At 48.0% G+C, this 26,991-nt stretch carries 7 protein-coding genes; 6 read left to right on the top strand and 1 reads right to left on the bottom strand.

Annotated features, from left to right (window positions below; translation table 11 throughout):
* Positions 1 to 95: 95 nt before the first annotated feature.
* Complete coding sequence (locus tag ITG12_RS18245; protein WP_248874651.1) at positions 96 to 17,642, bottom strand: tandem-95 repeat protein; 17,547 nt, start codon at positions 17,640 to 17,642, stop codon at positions 96 to 98.
* 200 nt (positions 17,643 to 17,842) lie between these two features.
* Between ITG12_RS18245 and ITG12_RS18240 the strand changes: the two genes are divergently transcribed.
* The 6 genes from ITG12_RS18240 to ITG12_RS18215 are packed head-to-tail and all read left to right on the top strand — an operon-like array spanning position 17,843 to position 26,903.
* Positions 17,843 to 18,196, top strand: coding sequence for a hypothetical protein (locus ITG12_RS18240; RefSeq protein WP_248874649.1), 354 nt, complete (start codon positions 17,843 to 17,845; stop codon positions 18,194 to 18,196).
* 12 nt (positions 18,197 to 18,208) lie between these two features.
* Positions 18,209 to 19,558 carry an HlyD family type I secretion periplasmic adaptor subunit gene (locus ITG12_RS18235; protein ID WP_248874647.1) on the top strand — a complete coding sequence of 450 codons (1,350 nt, stop codon included), beginning with the start codon at positions 18,209 to 18,211 and terminating at the stop codon, positions 19,556 to 19,558.
* A gap of 3 nt (positions 19,559 to 19,561) precedes the next feature.
* The gene (locus ITG12_RS18230; protein WP_248874644.1) at positions 19,562 to 21,793 is read left to right on the top strand and encodes a response regulator; all 2,232 of its coding nucleotides are present in this window, start codon (positions 19,562 to 19,564) and stop codon (positions 21,791 to 21,793) included.
* The gene (locus tag ITG12_RS18225) at positions 21,768 to 23,192 is read left to right on the top strand and encodes a TolC family protein (RefSeq protein ID WP_038882257.1); all 1,425 of its coding nucleotides are present in this window, start codon (positions 21,768 to 21,770) and stop codon (positions 23,190 to 23,192) included. The genes ITG12_RS18230 and ITG12_RS18225 overlap by 26 nt, the downstream gene beginning before the upstream one ends.
* A complete protein-coding gene (locus tag ITG12_RS18220; RefSeq protein WP_038882258.1) occupies positions 23,182 to 24,768 on the top strand; it encodes an ATP-binding cassette domain-containing protein in 1,587 nt (528 codons plus the stop codon). Before ITG12_RS18225 ends, ITG12_RS18220 begins: the two co-directional genes overlap by 11 nt.
* On the top strand, positions 24,765 to 26,903 hold the full coding sequence (locus ITG12_RS18215) for an ATP-binding cassette domain-containing protein (RefSeq protein WP_005442632.1): 2,139 nt from the start codon (positions 24,765 to 24,767) through the stop codon (positions 26,901 to 26,903). Before ITG12_RS18220 ends, ITG12_RS18215 begins: the two co-directional genes overlap by 4 nt.
* The last annotated feature ends 88 nt before the right edge of the window (positions 26,904 to 26,991 follow it).

Raw genomic sequence — 26,991 nt, 5'->3', positions numbered from 1 at the left:
GCTCATAGAAAGAAATCCGACAAAAAAGCCATGCAAAGTTGGCTCTGCATGGCTTTGGTTTGGGCAGCAATGACACTGCCCTCGTCTATGGTTGGTTACATTGAGCTTTGATCGAAATCGTTGCCTTGGTCAGTACCCGTTTGAGTATCCGAGTCGAAGCTGCCAGAGTCATCCGTGAAGTCAACACCTTGATCTTGACCACCTGCACTTGTCCAGTCGCTGCCGCCAGATTCCATACCCGCCATGTCTGGTTGCTGATCTTGAGCAGAACCTTGCATGGTGTATTGATCATCGACTTCAACTTCAACTGTGTCACTCGCACCTTCTACTGCGCTACCCAATTCGTCGTAACCTTGGAATTGGATTTCGCTCGTACCTTCGTAACCTTCAGGTAGGTCAACCGATACTGGTTGGTTCAGGTTGCCACTTAATGTGAAGCTGCCATCGCCATTATCCAGTGCGTTGCTTACCGATGCACCATCAGGTAGACCGGACATTTCTGCATAATCCACCGATTCGTTACCACTGACCTCATCTGGAACCGAGATAGAAATGGTATCGCCTGGTGCTGCAGTCACATCGGCTGCGCTCTCCTCTTCACTGTCTGCACCGTTTGCTGCTTGCTCTTCAGGTTGTTGCGCTTCGCCAACTTGCTGCTCTGCTGATGCTTGAGCAGTTTGGATTTGTGGCTCGTCGCTTTGCGCTGAATCGTCCGCAACTTGGATGCTCAGATTCTGAGTCGATACTTCACCGTTATCGTTGACCTGAACATCCATAGCCAAATTGCCATCGAAGTCATCGTTCGGCCAGTATGTCCACTCTTCATCACCTGATTTCGCGAAGAAACCTGCATCGTTTGCATCGGCGACATCCAACACTTCTGCTGAAGGGCTAATGCCAAGCTCATCAATCAACTGTGCTTCCGTTAGTGTTAGTGAACCATCATCAGCGAGTGCGTAGCCTTCGCTGGTAGTAGTTTCACCTTCACCTTGGATGTCGACATTAAAGAAGCTCTCAATGCGGTTTTCACCGTCAGTTGCAATAAAGCCAACTTGAACATCTCCGGTGTAGCCTTCTGCTGGTGTGAATTGGTAGTTACCTTGGTTATCGGTCTCTATCACACCTTGACCTTCCATTAGGCTCACTGACTCAATGCTCAAGCTGTCGCCTTCTGCATCGCTCAAGGTCGATAGCATGTCATCATTGGTGAACGACAAGGTGCCATCCGCTGCCATTTCTGTGGTAGAAATGCTGTCGATTTCTGGAGAAGCATTCTCTTGTGGTGCGTCTTCTTTCACGACCACACCTGTTTGCTCATCATGAAGCACACCGTCTTTATCAATCACGTAAGCGATATCCGCTTCACCAGTAAAGCCTGGTGCTGGATTGAATGTCCATGTGCCATCACCGTTATCGACAATCTCACCTTGGCTGCGATCAGCTAGGTGAACGAATTTCACTTCATCACCCGCGTCAGCGTCTACGTTTTCTGCCAATCCGATTAGGTCATCAGCGGTTAGGATAACTGCTTCACCCGCTAGGGTTTCGAAGTCACCTGAATCGATACCATCTTCGAACTCTTCTGGCTCATCGCCATAATCCACCGTTGTTGCGGTCACGGTTACGAAGAACTCGCCATTAAAGTCAGCCGGAGGCGTCATTTGCAGGTCTGAGATATCCCACTCGTTCAAGTCGATGTATTGACCCGGCTCCGTAATGGTAATGGTGTTCACACCATCCGTAACTTCGAAGCCAACAGGGAAACCAGTCATCACTAGGTTACTTAGCGTTTCTGAATCGTCGATTAGACCGACATTCAAGCCTAGGTGACCTGTTTCGTCCTCACCGAAGACTAACGGACCATCATGGTCGGTTGTGATGACTGCGCCATCCGCAACAGGGCGAACAAACACTGGTACATCAAGTACCGTCTCAAACTCACCGTCACTTACCACAACTTGCAAGTCAGAAACACCTGCAAAATCGCCTGTCGGTGTGAATGTCCAAGTACCGTCACCGTTGTCTGTTACCTCACCACCATCTTCACCTTCTGCGGTGATAATGCGTGATACGACTAGGTTTTCAGTATCGATATCGCCGAACAGGTTCATCAGGTCGCCAGCGTCGAAGGTGAATGCACCATCCTCGTCGGTTGCCATAAAGGCATTACCCACATTAAATGGAGCATCGTTGACTGGAATAACATCCACATTCAACGAGCCTTCAACCACTTCTTCACCATCCGTCGCGGTGTAGCCCAGTTCCACCAAACCATTGAAGTCTTGAGTGGTTACCAAGTGGTACATACCATCTGGCTGCTGGGTTAATGTCGCGTTTGCAGGAGCACGAACCGTGATGCTTTCTACGCTGATTTCATCACCATCAAGATCCGTAACTTGATCAGCGATGTAAGCTGGGTCAATCACCATGACCACATCTTCTTCGCCTTGCATCTGGATGGTTGGCGCTTCTGGTGCATCGTTAACCGCTTCGACGTTTAGATTGCCTTCAACCGGCGTAACTAAATCACCATCGCTGACGCCGAACGACATTGGCACATCACCATTGAAGTTCTCAGCCGGAGTGAATGACCAAGTGCCATCACCATTGTCTAGCAAGTCACCGTATTGCTCATCAATCACTAGGTCGACAGCAGACAGTTCGTCGTAGGTGTTGTCGATGTCTGTCGCGTTAGCAAGCAACATGTCCTGTGTGATAAGAATGGTGGTATCTTCAGTGCCAGCAATATTCACTGGCGTTGATTGCGGCGCATCGTTAATTGGGTTCACCGTTAGGTCAACGCCCACTTCCACGCTCGCACCATCGTTATCAATCAAGTCGAAGCTCAGGTCGATATCGCCATTGAAGTTCGCATCAGGCGTAATCGTAAAGCTACCATCTTGGTTCTCAACAACGGTTGCATTGGCTACCGCGGTTAAGTTCACTGCTTCTAGATTATCGCTGTCGACGTCACCCGCTTGAGCCAGTAACTGCTCTTGACTCAATGTGATTGAACCGTCTTCATCGACGCTGTAAGCCAAATCGCCAGATACCGGAGCATCGTTGACTGGCAATACATCAATGTTCGCGTTGGTTGTCGCAGTTGCACCGTCTTCATCAGCCACTACTACGTCTAGACTTACGCCACCGTTGAAGTTTTCATTTGGCGCGAAGCTGTAAGTGCCATCGTCATTCGCCGTTAGAATGCCGTCGCTACCACTGTAAGAGACGCTTTCTAGGCTCACGTCACCTTCCACATCGCTTGATTGCGCTAGCAGTTGCTCTTCCGTGAAGATAATGACTTCATCTTCATTGACAGAGTAACTTGTCGCACCTGCGATTGGTGGATCGTTAACCTCAAGAACGGTAATACCCGCAGTGGTTGAGTCTGTCGCACCCTCTTCATCGACAACGACAACGTCTAGGCTGACCTCGCCATTGAAGTTCTCGTTTGGAGAGAAGGTATACGTACCATCACCATTGTCTTGGAACACACCATCGTTACCACTGTAAGTCACACTGCTGATGTCTACGCCGCCTTCAATATCCGACGAATTAGCCAGTAGTTGCTCGTCACTAATGGTGATCGAGTTGTCTTCATGTACGGTGTAAGACGTGCTGCCTGCAACTGGCGGATCGTTCTCTGGCGTCACACTCACATCAATGTTGGCAGAGGTTGTATCCGTACCGTCTGACACATCGAACGTAAAGTTCACATCGCCATTGAAGTTCTCATTCGGTGCGAAGCTGTACGTGCCATCGCCATTGTCGGTTAGGACACCATCGGCACCTGTGTAAGTCACACCTTCAACTGTTAGGTTGTCACCTTCTACATCCGTCGCGCCTGTTAACAAGTCTGCGTCTGTGAAGGTAAGAAGACCGTCCTCACCCACGGTGAACGCTTGATCTTGTGGCTCTGGCGCGTCATTGACTGGTGTTACTGTTAAGTCGAGACCAGCCGCGACCACTTCTTCCCCGTCAGTCACGTCGTAGGTGAACTCGATGTCACCGTAGAAGTTCTCGCTTGGAGTAATGGTGAAGCTGCCATCCTCGTTCATTTCAACCGTTGCATTTTCATCATTGGTGCTCAGGTTGATTGCACTTAGATCGTCACCATCGATATCAACAGCGTGCTCCAGTAACTGCTCTTGAGTTAGCGTGATGCTGTTGTCTTCGGCAGTTACCGCCGCGATATCACCCGTTACTTCTGGTGCATCATTGGTTGGCGAGATATGAATCGTAACATCTTGCGTCGCTGTCGCCGTTGTACCTGTATCCACATCCGTAGAGATTGCGTTTACGGTTAGCGTCACATCGCCATTGAAGTCCGCAGAAGGGATAAACTCTAGCCCTTCTAGCTCGCCTGGTTGTAGTGACCAAGTGCCGTCCCCGTTATCAACACCAACCGATAGTGCGCTGCCTTCTGGCACATCTTCAATCAAGATAGAGAGGTTTTCTGAACCATCGGTATCGGTTAACGCAGCATCGATATCAAGCGGCACTGGCGTATCTTCGGTACCGATGATTTGGTAATCCGCGTCCGCTACCGTGATTTCGATGTTGTCGATACCAAACGATTCATCCCAAACGTCTTGATTCAAGGTTGAACCGAAGCCAAGTTGCAATTCACCATCCTCGACAGGAACCGTCAGATTGATTTGGTGAGCTTGGTCGTTCCAACCACTGAAGCCTTCGCCTTGTGAAGAGCCGTGGACAACTTCACCTACTTCGTTACCGTTAGAGTCGTAAAGCGTTGTCGTACCATCTTGAGTAAGGAACGCTGAGTTCTCCAAGGTGGTTAGCTGTTCGCCGCCGACAAAGATTTGGAACGACTCGCCATCCCAAGAATCGATTTCGTAGAAGCTAAACGAGATATTCACTTCATTAACATCACTTGGAATATCGTAAGTTTTGCTGACCGCTTCATCACCGCCAGTGCCACCAATACGACCCAGCATGTTGCCCGTTTCGAAGCCTTGTGAACTTTCAGTGTTCGCGTTCCAACCGTTCGAGCCAGACTCGAAGTTATCAGAGGCAATCACCAAGTCTGAAGCAATCGACAGCTCTGGCATATCAACCACAGATTGAACATCAATGTTCGCTTCAGCAGGAACCGTTGCGGTGCCATCGTTGACATCAAACGTCACGTTCACGTTGCCATCGAAGTTTTCGTTTGGCGCGAAGGTGTAAGTGCCATCACCGTTATCAACCAAGGTACCGCTGTCAGAAGCAACGTTTTCAACCGTTAGGTTATCACCATCGATATCACCTGCATTTTGCAGCAGTTGCTCTTCAGTGAAGGTAAAGCTTGTATCCTCTTGCGTGACGAACTGTGGCTGACCAACCGTTGGTAGGTCGTTCACTGGGTTCACAGTCAGATCGGCAGTCGCTTGAATGGTCGCATCGCCGTCCGTAATGTCGAAGCTCAGATCAATGTCGCCATTGAAGTCTGCATCCGGCGTGATAGTGAAACTACCATCATCGTTCGCAACAACGGTCGCATTGCCGTCAACTGTCAGGTTGGATGCAGTTAGGTCATCACCATCCACGTCGCCTGCTTGTGCAAGAAGCTGCTCTTGGCTGAGAGTGATAGAACCATCTTCATCCACGCTGTAAGCCAAATCACCTGATACCGGAGCATCGTTGACTGGAAGAACATCGATGTTTGCATTGGTTGCTACCGTTGTACCATCTTCATCGGTCACGACCACATCAAGACTGACGTCACCGTTGAAGTTTTCGTTTGGTGCGAAGCTGAATGTACCGTCACCGTTATCGGTGAAGATACCGTCGGAGCCGCTGTAGCTCACGCTATCAATCGCAACTTCACCTTCAACGTCAGAAGCGTTCGCCAATAACTGCTCAGAGCTAATGGTGATGACTTCGTCTTCGTTCACTGAGTAGCTGGTCGCGCCTGCGATTGGTGGATCGTTCACCTCAAGTACTGTAATACCTGCGGTAGTTGAATCCGTCGCACCGTCTTCATCGACCACGACAACATCTAGGCTCACTTCGCCATTGAAGTTCTCGTTTGGCGAGAAAGTGTACGTACCGTCACCATTGTCTTGGAACACACCATCCGTGCCGCTGTAGCTGACGCTGTCGATTGCCACTTCGCCTTCGACGTCAGATGAGTTAGCCAATAGTTGTTCGTTACTGATAGTGATTGAGTTGTCTTCATGCACCGTGTAAGACGTACTGCCTGCTACCGGTGGATCGTTCTCTGGCGTCACGCTTACGTCGATATTCGCGGTCACGGTATCCGTGCCATCAGAAACATCGAAGGTAAAGTTCACATCGCCATTGAAGTTTTCGTTTGGCGCGAAGCTGTAAGTGCCATCACCATTGTCGGTTAGGACACCATCTGCGCCAGTGTAAGACACACCTTCAACCGATAGATTATCGCCATCGATATCTGTTGCGCCATCAAGCAGATCTTCATCAGTGAACAGCAAGACGCCATCTTCACCAATGGTGAACGCTTGATCTTCTGGCTGTGGTAGGTCGTTAACTGGATTAACCGTTAGGTCAGCAGTTGCAACAATAGTGTCGGTGCCATCGTTGATATCGAACGTGATATCAATGTCACCATTGAAGTTCGCATCAGGCGTGATGGTGAAGCTGCCATCATCGTTTGCCGTGACCGTTGCATCACCGTCAACCACTAGGTTAGATGCGGTTAGCGCGTCGCCTTCTACATCCGATGCTTGAGCAAGAAGCTGCTCTTGGCTTAGCGTAATTGAATTGTCTTCATCGACACTGTAAGCCAAGTTGCCCGATACTGGCGCATCGTTGATTGGCAATACATCGATGTTTGCGTTAGTTGCCGCAGTTGCACCGTCTTCATCAGTCACGACCACATCAAGACTGACGTCACCGTTAAAGTTCTCGTTTGGTGCGAAGCTGAATGTACCATCACCATTGTCGGTAAAGATACCTTCACTGCCACTGTAGCTCACGCTATCTAGTGCTACCTCACCTTCAATATCGGAGGAGTTCGCCAACAACTGTTCTGCACTGATGGTGATGACTTCATCTTCATCAATGGTGTAACTGGTTGTTCCTGCGATTGGTGGATCGTTCACCTCAAGAACGGTAATACCCGCTGTTGTTGTATCAACCGCGCCGTCCTCGTCAACCACGACAACATCTAGGGTAACATCGCCATTGAAGTTTTCGTTTGGTGAGAAGGTGTAAGTACCATCGCCATTAATTTCTAGCACACCGTCGTTACCGCTGTAGCTCACGCTGCTGATCGCAACATCACCTTCGATATCAGACGAATTAGCCAGTAGTTGCTCATCACTGATGGTGATCGAGTTGTCTTCATGCACTGTGTAAGACGTGCTGCCTGCCACTGGTGGATCGTTCTCTGGCGTGACTGTCACATCGATATTCGCGGTCACGGTATCCGTGCCATCAGAAACATCGAAGGTAAAGTTCACGTCACCATTGAAGTTTTCGTTCGGTGCAAAACTGTAAGTACCATCGCCATTGTCAGTTAGGACACCGTCCGCGCCTGTGTAAGTGACACCCTCAACAGATAGGTCATCCCCTTCAATGTCGGTAGCGCCTGTTAACAGATCTTCATCAGTGAACAGCAAGACGCCATCTTCGCCGATGGTGAACGCTTGATCTTCTGGCTGTGGTAGGTCGTTAACTGGATTAACCGTTAGGTCAGCTGTTGCAACAATAGTGTCGGTGCCGTCGTTGATGTCGAACGTGATATCAATGTCACCATTGAAGTTCGCATCTGGCGTAATGGTAAAGCTGCCATCATCGTTTACCGTAACCGTTGCATCACCGTCAACCACTAGGTTAGATGCGGTTAGCGCGTCGCCTTCTACATCCGATGCTTGAGCAAGAAGCTGCTCTTGGCTAAGCGTAATTGAATTGTCTTCATCGACACTATAAGCCAAGTTGCCCGATACAGGTGCGTCATTGATTGGTAAGACATCGACAGTGAGGTAAGTATCGACCTCTGCGCCGTCTTCATCGCGAATGGTCACATCCAACTGCACTTGACCGTTGAAGTTTTCATTTGGCGCAAAGCTGCAAGTCCCATCACCGTTAACTGAAAAGATACCGTCTGGGCCGTCGTAGTTAATACCAACAAGCTCAACATCCCCTTCGACATCCGAAGCATTCAGTAGCACTTGCGATTCACTAAAGGTTAGAACTTGGTCTTCATCGATAGTGTATGCGGTAGGACCTGCGATTGGTGGATCATTTACCTCTAGCACTGTAATGCCAGCAGTGGTGGAATCTGTTGCACCGTCTTCGTCGACTACGACAATATCTAGGCTCACCTCGCCGCTGAAGTTCTCGTTTGGTGAGAAGGTATACGTACCATCACCGTTGATTTCCAGCACACCGTCGTTGCCGCTATAACTGACGCTGTCGATCGCCACTTCACCTTCAATATCAGACGAGTTCGCTAATAGTTGTTCGTTGCTAATGGTGATCGAGTTGTCTTCATGCACTGTGTAAGCCGTACTGCCTGCAACTGGTGGGTCGTTCTCTGGCGTCACGCTCACATCGATATTTGCCGTCACAGTGTCCGTGCCATCGGAAACATCGAAAGTGAAGTTCACATCGCCATTGAAGTTCTCGTTTGGAGCGAAGCTATACGTGCCATCACCATTGTCAGTTAGGACACCGTCCGCGCCTGTGTAAGTGACGCCCTCAACAGATAGATCATCCCCTTCAATATCGGTAGCTCCTGTTAGCAGGTCTGCATCGGTAAAGGTCAGTACACCATCTTCGCCAACAGTAAACGCTTGATCTTGTGGTTCTGGTGCATCATTGACAGGCGAAACCGTTACCTCTAAGTTGGTTGAGACAACATCATCACCATCAGACACATCGAACGTAAAGGTAATATCACCATTAAAGTCCGCATCTGGCGTTAAGGTGTAAGTACCGTCGCCATTATCCGTGATGGTGATGTTTTCGTCATCTGTTGCCAAATTCAGCGCTGTCAGTTGATCACCATCCTGATCACTAGCATTCGCAAGTAAATCTTCTTGCGAGATAAGGATAGAACCATCTTCTTCAACCTGTGCTGATACTGGCAATGCTTCTGGCGCGTGTTCAATAACAGCGCCTGTGGCATTGATATAAATAGTTTGAGAAACCGTCTCAGCATCACCGTTAGACAACTCAGTGGCTGTAGCCGTTACGTTTACCTCTAGCTGTTGATTGAAGTCTTCTGGAAGCTGAATCTGTAACTCTTGATCAATAGCAGTGGTCGGCAGTGTTACAGAGCCATCAGGCCCAACCGTCACTTCGCCACTGTAGATCTGGCTATTTACTTCACCAACATCAATGGTGAAGTTGAAATCGGAATAATCAGCATCACCACCACCGTAAAGATCCTCAAAACCGTAGACCAACTCACCGTCTTCGTTCACAGTAGTTCGGGTATGTTCAATGCCATCTTGGTTGAGCTCAGAGCTCGAACCACCATGGAAGATCGCATCTCCAAACTGGCTTTGAATCACCGTTTCTGAACCGTCAACACCAACAAACACCAGTTGTGGGTCGACGGTATCCATATTGGCCGGCGAACCATCCGTTGCACGGAATTCATATTGACCATCTGGCAGAGCTTCGAAGTTATTGTGGGCATGACCATTTGGAATTAAGAACAGATTGAAGCTTTCCCCTTCCGAAATTTGGAAGCTAAATTGGTCTTGTCCCGGAACGAGGTCACCACCACCGCCAACTTGAGAAGCGTTTTCGTACACCACTTCAACTCCAGTGATATTGCCGTCTTCATCAACTTTGTAATAACCAGCCGCGTTTTGGTAACCCGCCGTCTCACCTTCAAACGTAACCGTGATTTCAGTATCGTTGAAACTGGTGATACCGTTATCTTGATCGTTAAGTACACCTTCGTTGTCGTAACTGATGACGGAGCCTTCTGGCACGCCATCAACGGTCACAGTCAGCGTTTCAGAAAGGTCTTGGTCTACGAGCGCAGCCGCAATATTCAGCTCAACAATGCCGCCTGGATCAACCAAAATGGCGTTATCATCGATCACAGCACCATCACCATCTGTAATGGCAAGATCAGGTGCATCCGCAACCGCTTCAATGTGGACATTGATGTCTTGTTCTACTTCATCCGTCCCGTCAGAGACAGTAAAGCTGAACTGTAAATCACCACTAAAGTGTTCTTCTGGAACAAAGCTAAACGTACCATCACCGTTGTCGGTGACCGTACCTTCATCACCTGAATAATTGATACTGGTAACGGTTAGGTCATCACCTTCAATATCGATAGCGCCATTGAGCAAGTCCCCCTGAGTAAACAGGATACTGCCATCTTCTTCGATGCTATACATGGCTGGTGCGACAATTGGGATATCGTTGACGGGATTAACCGTCAGCGTCATTTCGGTTGATGTGCTTAGCTCGCCGTCGTTCACTTCATAGGTAAACGCAATTTCACCATTAAAGTTCTCAGATGGCGTCACGGTATAGGTACCGTCACCATTATCAACAATGCTTGCATTTGGATCGTTAGTCTCAAGCGCGGTCGCGTATAGATCATCACCGTCTTGGTCGCTTGCATTCTCAAGCAACATATCTTGTGTCACGAGGATAGAGCCGTCCTCGTCCACATTTGCAATAGTTGGCGCTGCTTCTGGCGTGTCGTTGACAAATTCCACTTTCAAATCGATATTCGCCGCCACCACATCGGTGCCATCGCTCACATCAAACGTGAGGTCAACATTACCAAAGAACCCCTGCTCTGGCGTTAACGTGTAAGTGCCATCACCATTGTCTGTTACTTGAACCGTATCGCTCAAGCTCGTCACGTTCACAACAGATAAGTCATCGCCTTCGATGTCCGTCGCTTGAGCCAGCAACTCTGCTTCAGTAATCGTGATGGCTTCGCCGTCTTCTGTGGTGAAGGACAAATCAGGCACATCTGGCAGGTCGTTCACTGGGTTAACGGTGAGGTTTAGATCCGCAGCGACGGTTTCAATCGCGTCAGTTACGTCATAAGTAAATTCGATTTCACCAAAGAAGTTTTCGCTCGGTGTAATCGTGAAGCTACCATCAGCGTTCTCAACGATGGTTGCATTAGGATCGTTGGTCGACAGGTTCACCGCTTCAAGATTGTCACCATCCACGTCCGTCGCGTTCGCTAACAAGTCTTCTTGAGTGATGGTAATCGACCCATCTTCGTCCACGACTGCATCAATAGGACCGCTGACTTCCGGTGCTTCATTGACGATCTCGACATCAATTGAGGCGGTACTTGGTGCACTTGCTTGACCATCACTGATATCGAAAGTCAGATTTACGTCACCATAGAAGTTCGCTGTCGGCTCGAAGGTAAAGGTGTTGTCGCCGTTGTCTGTCAACGTACCTTGTGACTGGTCAACAAGCAGTAGATTCTCGATATGCAGAATGTCGCCATCCACATCGGTCGCACCTGATAACAGATCTTTTGCTTCGATGATGATGGTGCCGTTTTCTAGCATTTGAGTATGCAGCGGCGCACCAGGAACTGGCACATCGTTGACCGGAATAACGGTCAGATCTAGATGGGTATCGACTTCATCGGTGCCATCGAAGACTTTGTAATCGATGTCGACTTCACCATTGAAGTTTTCATTCGGCATAAAGGTGTAAGTGCCGTCGCCATTGTCGACAAGCTCACCGTTATCACCGCTGTAAGAGATATCAGAGATAGACAGCGCATCGCCTTCCACATCACTTGCATTGGCAAGCAGATCGTCCGCGCTAAACGTAATGCCCACATCCTCATCTGTCGACAACACAATCGGACCAGAAACGATTGGCGCATCGTTTACTGCTTCGAAGTTGATGTTGATGATGTTGTCGTCAGTGAGTTCACCATCTGTAACTTGGTAACCAAGCTCAATCTCACCGTAAAAGTTCTCAGCAGGTGTGACTGTCCATGTACCATCGCCGTTGTCGGTTAACGTCGCGTGCTCCGCATTATCCCCCACCAGCTCTAGGTTTTGAATATCAAGAACATCGCTATCGATATCACTCGCTTGTGCTAGAAGCTGTTCTTCTGTGATAACCACAGAGGCAAACTGCGTAGAACCTTCGGTATCAATGGTCACATTTGGCAGATCAGCAGTCAGTTCGATTTCACTGTCACCTTCACGGATATTCAGTTCGACCGTTTCAGTGATTTCCGTGCCGTCCACACCAATAGATGTAAATACTGCTTCATCATGACAAGTTTGCGAAACCGTCATGTTTTGAACCACATAAGTACCGTTACCTTGAATCGTTCCTAACTCAAAGTAAGACACTGGCTCGTTCACCGTTAGAGTGTAATCCGTCTCATAGCTACCACGATCTTCTTTGTGGTAAGTCATTGAGTCGATCAAGTCACCCTCAGAGTTGAATGCTCGAATTTCGACTTCTGTAAAGTGGCGAGACTCTTCCATAAACCAGCCGCCTAGACCATCTAGATGGAAGCTGATTTCGTTGATGTCTTGACCTTCAACGGTCACAGTTAGTTTTTCATCACCACTCAAGCCTTGGCGGTCAGTATCGCCAATACCATGCCCAATGTGTGTGTTACCATTCCACGCACCAAGAGGGTCATCGTTACTCTGAACGGTAACCGTCAAATCACCATCAGTGAATTGACGCGTATAAGGGTCAACTTCATCCCCCCAATCATCCACACTCGCGTTGTCATCAAACGTACCGATTTGTGTCGTATGTGTACCGTTGGCTAATGCCTCATCGTCTGGGATAAAGCGCACTTCCGTATCCGCAGGAACCTCCTGCCCGACTTCTAGCTGTACCCATTCGTCATTTAGATTCGCTTCAATGATGCCGTTTTCAGGGGCTTGGTCGAGACGTAACGCAGGCTCTTCACGCAGAGAAACACCCACGGTTTGGTCTTCTTCCGCTTGAATAAAGATTTCGTCGCCCGCTTCTGGCGCATCGTTGACAGGGTTAACGGTCAGATCCAGCGTGGTCAGAACATCATTTTCGCCATCGCTGATGTTGTAAGTGAAGTCCAACTCACCGTTAAAGTTTTCGGTGTGCGTAATGGTGAAAGAACCATCGTCGTTGGCTACGATCGTCGCATCTGGATCATTGGTTTGCAGGTTGCTGGCAACAAGGTCATCACCTTCAATGTCTGTCGCATTCGCAAGCAACTGTTCTTGCGTGATGGTGATGGCGTTATCTTCATCCACCTCCGCTTGAATGCCTGACGTTTCTGGTGCATCGTTCACCGCGATAACGTCGATGCCTGCGGTTGTTGTATCCGTTGCGCCATCTTGGTCGATGACCGTAACGTCGAGCGAAATGTTACCGTCAAAGTTCTCATTTGGCGTGAAGGTATATGTGCCGTCGCCATTGTCCACGAAGCTACCGTCGTTACCAGAGTAGCTAACATTCGCCAAGGCTACGTCGCCTTCCACATCAGAAGAGTTGGCTAACAACTGCTCGTCACTAATGGTGATTTGACCGTCTTCTTGAACCGTGTACGACGTAGAACCTGCCACCGGTGGATCGTTCACTGGTGTTACGCTGACATCAATGAATGCTGGTGTTGAACCCGTGCCGTCAGACACATCGAATGTGAACTGAACATCACCGTTGAAGTTCTCATTCGGCGCAAAGCTGTAAGTGCCATCGCCATTATCGGTAAGCACGCCATCCGCACCTGTGTAGAGAACGTTTTCGATAGACAGATCATCGCCATCAATATCCGATGCGCCTTCCAATAGGTCGGCATCCGTGAACAGCAAGGTGCCATCTTCTTCTACCGTGAACTGTTGATCTTGCGCTTGTGGCAAGTCATTCACAGGATTAACCGTAATATCCAGACCAACTTGTACCGAGCCACCATCGTTATCAATGATATCGAAGGTCAGGTCTAGATCGCCGTTGTAGTTTTCATCCGGTGTGATGGTGTAACTGCCATCATCGTTGTATTGAATTGTCGCGTTGTCATCTGTCGATAGATTGATGGCTTCAAGGTTCTCGCTATCAATATCGCCCGCTTTGGCAAGCAACTGCTCTTGGCTTAACGTAATTGAGCTGTCTTCGTTGATGGTGTAAGCCAAATCACCCGATACTGGTGGATCGTTGATTGGTAAGACATCGACATTGATGTGAGTATCAACGGTTGCCCCATTCTCATCTTGAATGGTCACATCCAACTGAACTTGACCATTGAAGTTCTCGTTTGGCGCAAAGCTACAAGTACCATCACCATTAACGGTAAAGATACCATCCGAGCCTTCATAGCTGATGCCAACAAGCTCTACATCGCCCTCGATATCAGATGCGTTGGCAAGAATTTGTGACTCACTGAATGTCAGTACTGAATCTTCGTCAATCGTGTAAGACGTTGGACCGGCAACTGGAGGGTCATTCACTTCAATGACGGTAATGCCTGCTGTCGTTTCGTCAATCGCACCTTGCTCATCCGCCACAATCACATCAAGGCTGATATCACCGCTGAAGTTCTCATTCGGCATGAAGGTGTAAGTGCCGTCACCGTTGTCTTGGAATACGCCATCGGTGCCTGAATAGGTCACGCTATCGATGGACACTGCGCCTTCCACATCCGAAGAGTTAGCCAGAAGCTGCTCGTCAGAAATGGTAATTGCGCTGTCTTCATCAACCGTGTAAGACGTTGAACCCGCAACCGGAGGATCGTTCACTGGAGTGACGCTCACGTCCACATTGGCAGGTACGGTCTCAGTGCCGTCAGAAACACCAAAGCTAAAGCTGACATCACCGTTGAAGTTTTCGTTTGGTGCAAAGGTGTAAGTACCATCGCCGTGGTCAGTCAGCACACCATCGCTGCCCATATAGCTAATGCCATCAACTGTTAAGTTATCATCATCGATGTCGGTCGCGCCAGCAAGTAGGTCTGCGTCGGTAAACTGAAGCGTACCGTCTTCTTCAACACTAAACTGCTGGTCTTGAGGAACAGGAAGATCGTTAACCGGATTAACCGTCAGATCCGCCGTTGCTTGGATAGTGTCTGTGCCGTCCGTAATGTTGAATTGGATATCAATATCACCATTAAAGTCCGCATCTGGTGTAATCGTGAAGCTGCCATCATCGTTCGCTGTGACGGTTGCGTTTCCATCAACAGTCAAATCACTAGCAGTCAGGTCATCGCCCTCAATATCAGACGCTTGAGAAAGAAGCTGCTCTTGGCTGAGTGTAATCGCGCCGTCTTCATCAACGCTGTAAGCCAAATCACCCGATACTGGCACATCATTGATTGGCAATACATTCACATTGATGACGGTATCAACTTCAGCTCCATCTTCATCTCGAATGGTCACATCAAGTTGAACTTGCCCGTTAAAGTTCTCGTTTGGCGCGAAGCTGCACGTGCCATCATCGTTAACGCTGAAAATACCATCCGGACCATCGTAACTAATGCCAACAAGCTCTACATCGCCTTCCACATCCGAGGCATTCAACAGCACTTGCGACTCACTGAAGGTCAGAACAGAATCTTCATCAATGGTGTAAGAAGTTGGTCCTGCGACTGGTGGATCGTTCACTTCCAGTGCTGTAATGCCAGCAGTGGTTACATCCGTTGCGCCTTCTTCATCAGCGACGACAACATCAAGCGTCACTTCACCATTAAAGTTTTCATTTGGAGAGAAGGTGTACGTACCGTCTCCATTGATTTGCAACACACCATCGCTGCCAGAGTAACTCACGCTATCTATCGAGACATCCCCTTCTAAATCCGAAGAGTTTGCCAAGAGCTGCGCGTCAGAAATGGTAATAGAGTTGTCCTCGTGAACCGTGTAAGACGTTGAGCCAGCCACCGGAGGATCATTCACCGGCGTAACGCTCACATCCACATTCGCTGAAACCGTATCTGTGCCGTCGAAAACATCAAAGCTAAAGTTCACATCGCCATTGAAGTTCTCATTTGGCGCAAAGCTATATGTGCCATCGCCATTGTCAGTTAGAACGCCGTCGGTTCCTTCGTAGCTGATTCCCGTTACAGAAAGGTCATCGCCTTCAATGTCGGTAGCACCAGTAAGCAGATCCGCGTCAGTAAATTGCAGCGTGCCGTCCTCTTCCACACTGAATTGTTGGTCTTGAGGAACAGGCAGATCGTTGATTGGGTTAACGGTTAGGTCAGCGGTTGCTTGAACGGTATTCGTGCCATCTGAGATATCGAAGCTGATGTCGATATCACCATTGAAATCTGCGTCCGGTGTGATGGTGAAGCTGCCATCGTCATTTTGAGTCACCGTCGCATTGCCATCTACCGAAAGGTTAGACGCCGTTAGTGCATCGCCTTCCACGTCAGAAGCTTGCGACAACAACTGCTCTTGGCTCAAACGAATCGAGCCATCTTCATCCACCGAGTAAGCAAGATTGCCTGATACTGGCGCATCGTCGACTGGTGTGACGCTTACATCAATGTTGGCAGAAACCGTATCTGTACCGTCGGACACATCAAAGCTGAAGTTCACATCGCCGTTGAAGTTTTCATTTGGCGCAAAAGTGTATGTTCCATTGCCGTTGTCGGTCAGGATGCCGTCGCCACCATCGTAGCTCACACCTTCAACGGTTAGGTTATCGCCTTCAATATCCGTTGCGCCAGTAAGCAGGTCTGCATCGGTGAAGATCAGCGTGCCGTCCTCTTCCACCTCAAAGGTTTTATCTTCAGGCACTGGTGCGTCATTGATTGGACGAACGGTTAAATCGATAGAACTTGAAACGGTTTCTTGACCATCACTGATATCAAACGTTAAGTCGAGTTCACCATTGAAATCAGCGTCCGGAACCACAGTGAACGTGCCGTCACCATTGTCTTGAACCGATGCATTCGCACCCACTTGGACGTTAGACGCAACAAGGTCGTCGCCATCAACATCACTTGCGTATTCGAGTAACTGTTCTTGCGTGAAGGTAATGGTGCCATCTTCATCCATGATGTAAGCCAGATCTTGTTCTACCTCTGGCGCGTCGTTTTCACCTTCGACTTTAATTTGGAACGTTTCGCTCGTGGTTTCTGAGTCGAAATCATCTTCTACTTGCGTTGTAGTCTCTTCGCTAGAGTCTTGAACGTCCACCGCAAAGGTTTCTTCTGTGGTTTCGGAATCTAGGTTATCACCACCTTGTGAACCTTCAGAATCGGATGAAGAGGCACTTGGCGCAGCCGACGTTTGTACAGCTTGTCCTTGTGCTTCATTGCCTTCTGCGTCCGAACCACCTTCGGAGCCAGAGGCATCGCCGCCACCAACAGCTTGTGCACCCGCACCTGAAGCCGCACCGCCGCTGCCAGCCGCCTCTTCACCAGACCCACCGTCTGATGCCACGCTGTCTACCACGTTCGATTGAGCGGCATCCGAACCACCGCTACTCTCTGGCGCGTCTTCTTGTACCGCACCACCGGACGCCGAGGCTTCTTCTTCAGATCCGGCACCACTTGGGTTGTCTTCCATCGCCTGATTGGCTTCGTCTGCTGCGTCGGTATTTTCAGCCCCCGTCGCTACGGTCGAAGCAATCGTATTCTGTTGGTTTTGTTGATTCTGCTGCTGGGAGGGCGTACCCGCGTCATTGGTTTCCGTTTGTTCTACCGCGTCGTTTAGGTCTTTGTTTTGGTTATTTTGATTGTTGTCACCTGCCATTACAGCCTCCGTTGCCATTAGCTAACTGATCGTGTTTAGAGGCAGTAAAGGACACCATTCTGGAAAACCAACTTTTTTATCCAACTTTTTTCATACTCCTGTTGCTTAACCAGAAAGAGGTAAAAAAAATTTGAAAACGCAATTTAAAGATCCTTAGTTATTGTCATTAAAGCAATTAGGGCGGTGGAACAATGATAAACATGACGAATCTGTTGCGCTCAGTCGACAACAGCCACAAAGGGCTGCAATTGCTATTGGGAGATTTTTACAAGGATTTCAGCAGCGCGGCGATCAACATCAAAATGCTGCATAAACAAAACCGTTTCGAGGAGCTGAGCGGCTACTCAAAAAAGCTGAAAACCATTCTCGTATTGCTTTGTGATGATGATTTACCACCCAAGATGGCAAAGCTGGAACATTTAAGTAAGCACCACTTTCCCGCACCTAATGAATTGATTGAGGACATCAAAACTGAGCTCAACAACGTGAACAAACAAATAAGCCAGCTGTTAGATATCGAGAACTCTATCGATGACAGCACTGATGATGAATAACCGAGGTGGATCATGAGTAACAAGCAGATCGAACACCACCTCAGAAAGGCACTCGTTTCCAACAACGAGTCTTCGAAGGTGACTGCAGACGATACGATCGTGCTAGCCAGTGCGATGACCAGCGTACACAAAACATTGCTGGCTATCTTTTTGCTTTCAATGGTGGCGATCGCCGTTGCGTCTCAAGCTCGTATCGACATTGTGGTGTCGGTGCGCGGTGAGCTATTGCTGGAATCTGACGTAGAAAAAGTGCAACACCTTGAAGGCGGTATTCTCGAAGAAATGTTAGTGCGCAAAGGCGAAGTGGTTTACGAAGGTCAACCCATTGCGCGAATTCGTTCTTTGGATAGAAACACTCAACTCGATACGGTAAACACAGAAATCATTCAGCTCGAGTTAGACAAACTCCGTTATGAAAGCCTGCGCGATATGGTAGAGCCCGATTTCTCTGCCTACATCGAAAAATACCCAGAATTGGTTCAGGTAAACATGAATACCTGGCAGCAAGAGTTTTCCAAAAACCGATCTAATGAAGAGTTGATCACTCACGACATCAATCACAAGAACTCGTTGATTGATTCTATGCTTAAGCGCCGCAAAAGCTCCGAGAACCAGCTTTCTTTGATTCGCAAGCAGCTCAATATCAAGAACACCCTCTATAAAGAAGAAATGGCATCTTATGTCGATGTTCTGAATATGCAGGTTCAAGAGTCAAACATGGTGCGTGAGATTGAAAACCTTGATGAGTCAGTCATGAATGAACGCTTCCAACTCGACAAGCTAGAAAAACAGTACCGTGACTTGGTGGAAAATCGCAACTCCGAATACCAAGCGCAAATCATTCAAGCGAAGAAAGATCTCAAGCTGAAACGCATTCTTCGTCCTCAACACTCAGACAAAGTGGATCGTCTTGTGGTCTACGCCCCTATTGATGGTGTGGTGGATAAAGTGCACTTCAACTTCCGTTCTGCCGTGATACCGCCGGGGGAAAGTATCGCGGACATTGCGCCGATCAATAACTCCCTTCATGGCGAAGCGAAGATTCCACGTAAAGACATGGGCTTTGTTGAAATCGGACAGGCAGTCAAAGTGAAGATGGACACCTACAACTTTGCCAAATACGGATTTTTGGAAGGTCGAATCGCGTCGATCAGCCGTTCTTCCTATGAAGAAGAGGACGCTGAATTCTACCTCGCTGAAATCCAAATCAACCAAAACTATCTAGAGCGTGGAGGCACACAATACAAACTGTCCCCTTACATGGAGTTTACCGCCGATGTGAAAACAGGGTCACGTCGGGTTATCGAATACGCTGCGAAGCCGGTTATGTCGGCTATCGAAGACGCGTTCGATGAGAGGTAATGGATGAGTAACAAACCTTCCTACAACATTTCCGTTCCTGTTATGCGCCTAAGCATTGCTTTCAGCTTGGTGCTGGCTGCCCTCGCCTTTTATTTGTATGTCTCTTGGGAAAAAGTGGATTCAGTGGAGCAGGTGCAAAACGCGCCTCTCTTGGTTCAAGCTCAACAACTCAACCAAACCATCGAACTTGATATCCAAACGCTTCAACGCTGTTTAGCTGCGCGTTATTGTAGTACAACAGAGCTCGACTTTGAGGTTCTGAAAAATGAAATTGACCAGTTTAAGTCTCTTGCGTCACTCAACAAAACTGAGTTTAGCTTGGTAGGCGCGACCGAATATACGCAGCTTGAGCTGGCGATTAATCGCTTCTCGGACAGCTCAAAAACACGTGACGATGTGTTGGCACTGTATCTCTCGCTCACCAATAACTACCTACAAATGGACGACAACTATCGCACCATGTTTAACAACCATGCGAGCGACCTAATGATGGAGAAAAACGAGTTCTTCATTTGGTTGTTTATGGTCGTTGTTGTGTTGGTTGGTATCGCCGTTCTATCGAATTTAGTGGCAATCCTTAAACTGAGAAAATCCAGTTCGAATGAGCGCGACATTGATCAAGAATTCGACGGGCTTTATCAAGAACTCAAACAACTGGATTTACAAAGGTTGGAAGAGTTGCTGAATGAAGTGAGCATCAATCCGAAGCAGCGTCAGATCTACTCTCACCTAAAACTGATTTTCAGCAAACTCGAAGAGCAAAAACGTAATAACGATCTCTACAAGCAACTCTATGCTCTGATTGGTTACGAGATTCGTGGCATCACCAACACCATTAACGGCGGCGTGCAATATCTCGTACAAGAGACCGATGAGAGCGGCGTTTTGATGGCGCAAGATATAACCTCGGCTGCCAATACCCTGTCTGAATTGGCAGAGAACTACAATCGACTCATTTCACAAGGGACCGAGAGCAAATCGAAAGAGTTTTCACTGCTGAATGTGCTGTCTGAATTGATGATTCACATCAGCTCCAAAGTGCAGCGAAATGAAGGCGAGCTAGACTGCTTTATCTCGGATAACTTACCAAATCGTGTTGAAGGGCAATCCACCAGCTTATTCTGGGTGTTGTTCCTACAGCTATCGAATGCCATCCAACTCAAAGCCGACAAAAAACTGTTTGTCACCATTGAATCGGGCGCAGCGTCAGACATCGAGAACACCCGCTTAACCATCAATCTAAACTTCTTAACCACACTGGATGTGCCGCTTGCCAAGCTCAATACCCTACACTGGAGCGACCATAAACAGCACACTGCAACCAAAGACGATTTGGCGAAAAGCGTGCTGAAAGATTATGGCTATTACGAGAGCCATTGGTATCAATCGGGCAATCAGGAACGTTTTCAAATTCAGCTCGATTTGAAAGCCAAAAGCTTCCACACCGAGAAAACTCGCTTCGACAATAAACGTTTGTTGCTATGTGCCAACTCTCAGCTGCGCATTGATGTGATGAACAAAATGCTCGTCAACTTGGGCTTAGAGATCACGCCAATTCGAACGCCGAATGAGCTCTTCTCTGCTGCAAAAACCTTTGGCGAATACGATGCCATTATGCTGACCGACACGTTCGAACCAAACAAGCTGCCCTCACTGAGCAAAACGGTGAAATCGCAACTGCGCAATCACCCGAACACCAAGTTGTTGCTTTCGGTCACTAGCACTCAGCAAGCACAAGAGAGCCATACCTTTGTCGACAAGATTCTGAACTCTCCTGCGATTCCGTATGAGTTCATCCCTAACCTATTGGCAATCATGGAAGCGGAAGCCTCTGAAGATCAGATGGAGAACAGCTCATTCCTAATTGTGGAAGATGACCGTGTTCAACAGATTCTACTCAAACGTATTTTGAGCAAGCAAGAATACGAAGCCGACACCGTTGGCGATGGCGCAGACGCTGTTCAGCACTTCATGAATCAGCGCTCGGACATCATTTTTATGGACTGCATCATGCCAGGTATGGGCGGTATTGAAGCAACCAAACGCATTCGACAATACGAACAAGAAAGCGGACAAAACCCTTGCACCATTATAGGTGCGACAGCATTGACCAGCAGTAATGAACACCAAGCTTGTATCGAAGCTGGGATGGATTACGTGATCAGCAAACCTTATAAAAACGACGAAATCATCAAGGTGATCAACAAATATGTGGCGGTACAGAAACTTAACTAGCTGCGTATTGGCAGCACTAACATTGAGCAATGCTCCTTCGGCAATGGCGACCACCTTGCTTGAGGCGGTCAAACTCGGCTTGGAAAACAACTTATCTCTGCGCGCTAGTGACAAAGGCGTGGAGGAAAACGAATACAACATCGACATTAGCCGTTCTAAGTTTCTGCCCTCTTTAAACGGTGCCGCTGATACCACATGGAATGAAAACGAAACCATTTTAACGGGAACACCAGATACGCGTTCTAGCTACAACTCAAACAGCTACAGCGTGTCTTTATCTCAATCGGTGTTTAACCTTGGCGACATCTTCAAATACGGCACCGCGAAACTTGATTTCAACATTGAAGAAATCAAACACGAGAACAAAATCCAGAGCACCATTTCTGAAATCGCGACGCAATATTTCGAGTACCTGAAAAACAACGCGCAAATCAAAGCCACCAAAGTCGAGCTTAAATCGTCTGAAACACGTGAACGCCAAATGCGTCGTAACGTGGAACTTGGCAACACTGCGGCGAGCGAGTTGTATGAGGTGATTGCTCAGAAAGAAGGCATTGCCAATCGCTTAAGAACCTTAGAGAAAGACCGACGTGTGATTTTGAACGGTTTAGAGATTCAAGTTCAATACCCAGTCACCCCATCGCAGGACATCTACGAAAGCGTGCCCTTAGCAGAAATCAGCGAGACCGAACAACGCGTAATTCTTGAACAAGCGTTGAAGCTCAATAACGACTTATTGGTTGCGAAGAAGACCGTAGAACGTAGTCGAAGAGGCTTGAAAGAAAGCGGTTCAAACTTCGTTCCGACCGTATCGCTCTCTGCCAGTTACCGTTACGACGATGCAAACAACTATGACCGAACCGACCCAACCGCAACAGGGGACAGTAACTCCACCAGCGTCGGCTTAAACTTGAATGTGCCGATTTTCTCCGGCGGTTCGGATTACTACGGTTATCAAAAATCATCAACTGCCATCGAGCGAACGGAGTTACTGTACCAAGATTCGTTGTTCACAACGCGCAATAGCGTTAATACCTCAGTGCTCAACATTAATGACTTCTCCCGCGCCATCAGCAGCTACGAGAACATCATCCGTGCAAACTACGCTTCCTACAAAGGCATTCAACGCGCTTACCAGCTTGGTACGCGAACCATTACCGACTTACTGGCAGCGGAAAGTAAACTGTTTAGCGCGCTACGTGATTACGAGAGCGCGCGCTATGACTACATCATTGAATCGATCAATCTTGAACAAATCAAAGGCATGTTGTCGGTGCAATCCATCGAAAGCATCATGCAGTTGATGAGCGATATCGAAGGCAGAAGCAATCAAGACTTAGTTCCAAAACACCTTCTCTCCAAACCATCGATTAAGAAAGGAGGTCGCAATGCAAACTGAGCATTTTTCCCAAAAGATTAACTTTGCAGACAAGTGTTACCTGACTTTCTCGACGGTCATCTCGACGCTGTTTGGCTTAGTACTGCCCTTTTCGATACTGATTATTTTTGACCGAGTTTTACCTAACCAAGCCAAAGACACGCTGTTTCTTCTGTTTGCCATTATCTTGATCACCATCTTCCTCGACTATCACTTAAAGAATCAGGAAGAGAAGATTTCGTCTGTGATCATGAAGCAATTCGAAACCAACTTAACCAACAAGGTGTTTCAATCCATCTGTTTGGCTGAGATATCGAAGTTTCGTCGCCTAGAACCCGGTGAATACTTAGAGCGTATTGCCACCATTCCAGAGATTAAATCCTTCTTTGGCGGAGAATCTGTACGGGCACTGATCAACCTTGCCGTCAGCATACTGACCATTCTGATTATCGGTCTGATCAACATCTGGGCAGGGGTGACTATCTTTCTCGCCTCCATCGTTTTGGCGATGTTCGCACTCAGTCTTTCCAAGCAAAAAATCAACAGCCTAGAAAACAAATCCGACATCGAAGGCTTAACTACCTCTAAAATCATCGAGATCATCTCTAGCCCACTCGATATCAAAGCTCGCAATATGGAGTATCGCGTTGAGAGCCTCATGACACAAATGGTGGAAGAGCGTGAAGTCGAGAACATCAAATACGAGCAAATCGAATCAAACTTCAGCCTTATCTTGTCGCTCATACAACAGCTCTCCATTGCTTGTGTGGTGGTAGTTTTGGCAACGGCAGTTATCAACATGCAATCGAGCCAAGGCATCATGGCAGCCATCATCATGCTTACCAACCGCTACTTCGCCCCATACCAGCAAGTGATGCGCACGGTGAGCCGCTGGGAGTTGAACAAGCTTCATATTCAACGTATCGCCGAGTTGCTTGAGCTTGCTGCGTCTGTAGAACAACAAAATGACACGACAGAAGTCGAGCGCATCTCGGTGAAGTATTCGGAAAAACAACGCATTGAGTTTGAACTCGGTCAGGCTTACTTGCTGACGGGGAAAAGCGGCGCAGGCAAAACCCATCTTGCCAATTGCATTACGCGGCAAAACACCGACAGCAAACTGGACATTCAAATCAACGAGACACCGCTCGATGACGTTAATTACAACGTCTGGCGCAATAGCGTGCTCATGGTCGACAAAACCAGCTCGTTCGTCGAAGGGACCATCATCGACAACCTGACTTGTTTCCGCCCGAGCTTAAACAACACCGCATTTGCGCTTTGCGAAACCATGAACATAAAAGCACAAATCGATGCCCTTCCCGAGGGTTTTTACACCGAACTCAAAGGGCATTTACGCAACCCATTCTCGCGCCAAGTTGCTTATGCCTTGCTGCTAGTGCGTGCCTTGCTTGCAAACAAACGAGTGTTGATCTTCGACGACATCGACTGTGTTTATGATGACGACTTTGCTCGATTGGTTTTGACCAGTACTGCGTATCGTGCCAACGACAAAATACTCATCATTGTCAGCAATAAGATGGACAAACTCAATCATCGCCTCAAACGCGTCAAACTTACCGGAGGTGACCAATGAGTATTCTGGTTGATTTTAATAATGTCCCTCAGCGCTTGTTGGACTTTGAGGCTCGCAGTTATGACGAGCGATACAATCAGTCACCTTTGATTCGTGGTTTAGCTTACACCCTCATTGCACTTGAATGGGAAGGCACACCTTCTATCCTCAGTGACGCTTTTATCCCTAAACCAAAAGACAGCGACAGTTTTATCGCCACGATTGAACGCCTTGGTTACCGTTGTGACGTCACTAAATTAAAAACGTTGGAGCACATCGAGGGGCACCCTCATCCTTGCTTTATCGAGATAGAAAACCTCACTGCGATTTTCTTGGGCACTAAAGACGGCAAACTGATCCTGTTTGATTACACCAATAACAACACCATTGAATACCCGCTCTGCAAGAAGCCATGTTTGTTGGTCTCGATCAGCGAATACTCCCGCTTGTTCCGAGAGCCACCACCTGAATCTCAAGACCGCAGTAACTGGATTAAATACGCGTTTTATCGCTACAACAATGAACTCAAAAGCCTGATTATTCTGAGCTTTGTCATCAGTATCTTGGGCGCACTCCAACCCTTCTTTATCATGAGTGTATACAACTTCGCCTTGACGTCTAGCTCGCAAGCCACGCTCTATTGGCTCACGTTGTTTGCCGTGATTGTTGGATTTTCGGAATACTTTTTTAAGAAGATGCGAGTCAACATCATTGCCACTTCAGGTAAGGACTTGGCGGTGCACATTTCTCAAGCGGTTATATCCAAGCTGTTATGGCTCCCTTATGCTATGACATCCACCGCTGGCGTGTCTTCTCAGTTGGCGCGTTTGAAAGACATCGACACATTCCGCCGATTGGTAACGGCAGAGTCGACCTTGAGCTACTTCGACATGCCGTTTGTTATCGTGTTCATTGTCGCGATTGCCATCATGTCAGGAACCGCTGCGTTGGTCGTCATGGCGGGTTTGATTCTGATGTTGGTGTTCTGTGTTTATTCTCGTTACATCTATTCACAAGCCACGTCGAAGAGCTCTCGCGCTAACGCCATGGTTTCTTACCAATGGAATGAGATTCTTCGCGGCATCAAAACCATCCAAGGCTTGCCACTATTGCGCGTTATTCAATCTCGCTTCAGCGCTTCACACATGCAAAGCACCAACGATGCTGAAAACGTTGCGGTGACCAACAGTAAGGTTCAAGCCGCAGGTGGCAGTTTGATTCAGGTGATTGGCACCGCAAGTATCGTGACCGCGGTTATCGGCGTTATGGATGGCACATCTGATGCCGGTGCCATGCTTGCAACCGTAATTCTAGTCTGGAAGGCGTTAGGTCCGATAATGGGTATCTACAACTCCATTTCCAAATTCCAATCGATTAAGGCGTCCTCTGCGCAAATCAACAACCTTATGGCAATGAATGACGACAAGCTAACATTGGAGAAAAGCCCACCTATTCGCCTCTTCCAAGGCAGCATTGTCGGCAGCGGTGTGAGCCATCGCTACACTGGCGCAGCTACGGGCTTAACCAATCTCGGATTTAAAATTGCCCCAGGGGCGAAGGTGGTGATTTGTGGACCGACTGGTTGCGGTAAAACCACGCTAATTTCCATCCTTGCGGGTTTAGAAGATAGATACCAAGGCGCAGTGTCGGTAGACGGTTACAACATCAAACAGTTCAACAGCTATCGCTACCGAACCTCGATTAACTACATCCCGTTTAATTTGCATATTTTTGAAGGCTCTTTGGAAACTAACTTCATCTTGCATAATGGACTCATCCCTACAGAAAAGATGCAAGAGATGGTGAGCTTTTTCGAACTCGACGCATGGCTGCCAGAAGGATTGAACACTCAGCTAAGCGTAGATAAATGCAAGAATTTACCTAACGGTATTCAACAGAAATTGCGCCTCGCGCTGGGGCTTGGAAGCTGTGAGCAATCACTGATCATCATCGATGAGCCATTTAATGGCGCTGAGCAAGAAAATGCCCAGTACTTCAACCGCTTGTTCACCGATAAATTGCTAAACAAAACCGTGGTGTTCTCTACCAACGATCCGGGCTTGATCGCCACTTCGAACATGAGTTTGGTATTAGAGCCAGACGGCAACTTGAAATATTTTGGCTTAACAGACAAATACTTAAACAGCTTAAGTTAAGACTGTGGCGCTTATTCACAATTAACTCTTTAATCAGACAGATACAATTGACAAAGATATAAACCAGAGAGATGATTCGACCGAGATT

This window comes from Vibrio sp. ED002, assembly GCF_023277445.1.
GTDB lineage: Bacteria > Pseudomonadota > Gammaproteobacteria > Enterobacterales > Vibrionaceae > Vibrio > Vibrio jasicida.
This window is presented reverse-complemented; position numbering and strand designations above follow the sequence as displayed.

Excerpts from the sequence above, each read along its gene's own strand:
- ITG12_RS18215 (WP_005442632.1), top strand. The coding sequence starts at position 24,765 with ATGAGTATTCTGGTTGATTTTAATAATGTCCCTCAGCGCTTGTTGGAC.
- ITG12_RS18245 (WP_248874651.1), bottom strand. The coding sequence starts at position 17,642 with ATGGCAGGTGACAACAATCAAAATAACCAAAACAAAGACCTAAACGAC.
- ITG12_RS18240 (WP_248874649.1), top strand. The coding sequence starts at position 17,843 with ATGACGAATCTGTTGCGCTCAGTCGACAACAGCCACAAAGGGCTGCAA.
- ITG12_RS18235 (WP_248874647.1), top strand. The coding sequence starts at position 18,209 with ATGAGTAACAAGCAGATCGAACACCACCTCAGAAAGGCACTCGTTTCC.
- ITG12_RS18230 (WP_248874644.1), top strand. The coding sequence starts at position 19,562 with ATGAGTAACAAACCTTCCTACAACATTTCCGTTCCTGTTATGCGCCTA.
- ITG12_RS18225 (WP_038882257.1), top strand. The coding sequence starts at position 21,768 with ATGTGGCGGTACAGAAACTTAACTAGCTGCGTATTGGCAGCACTAACA.
- ITG12_RS18220 (WP_038882258.1), top strand. The coding sequence starts at position 23,182 with ATGCAAACTGAGCATTTTTCCCAAAAGATTAACTTTGCAGACAAGTGT.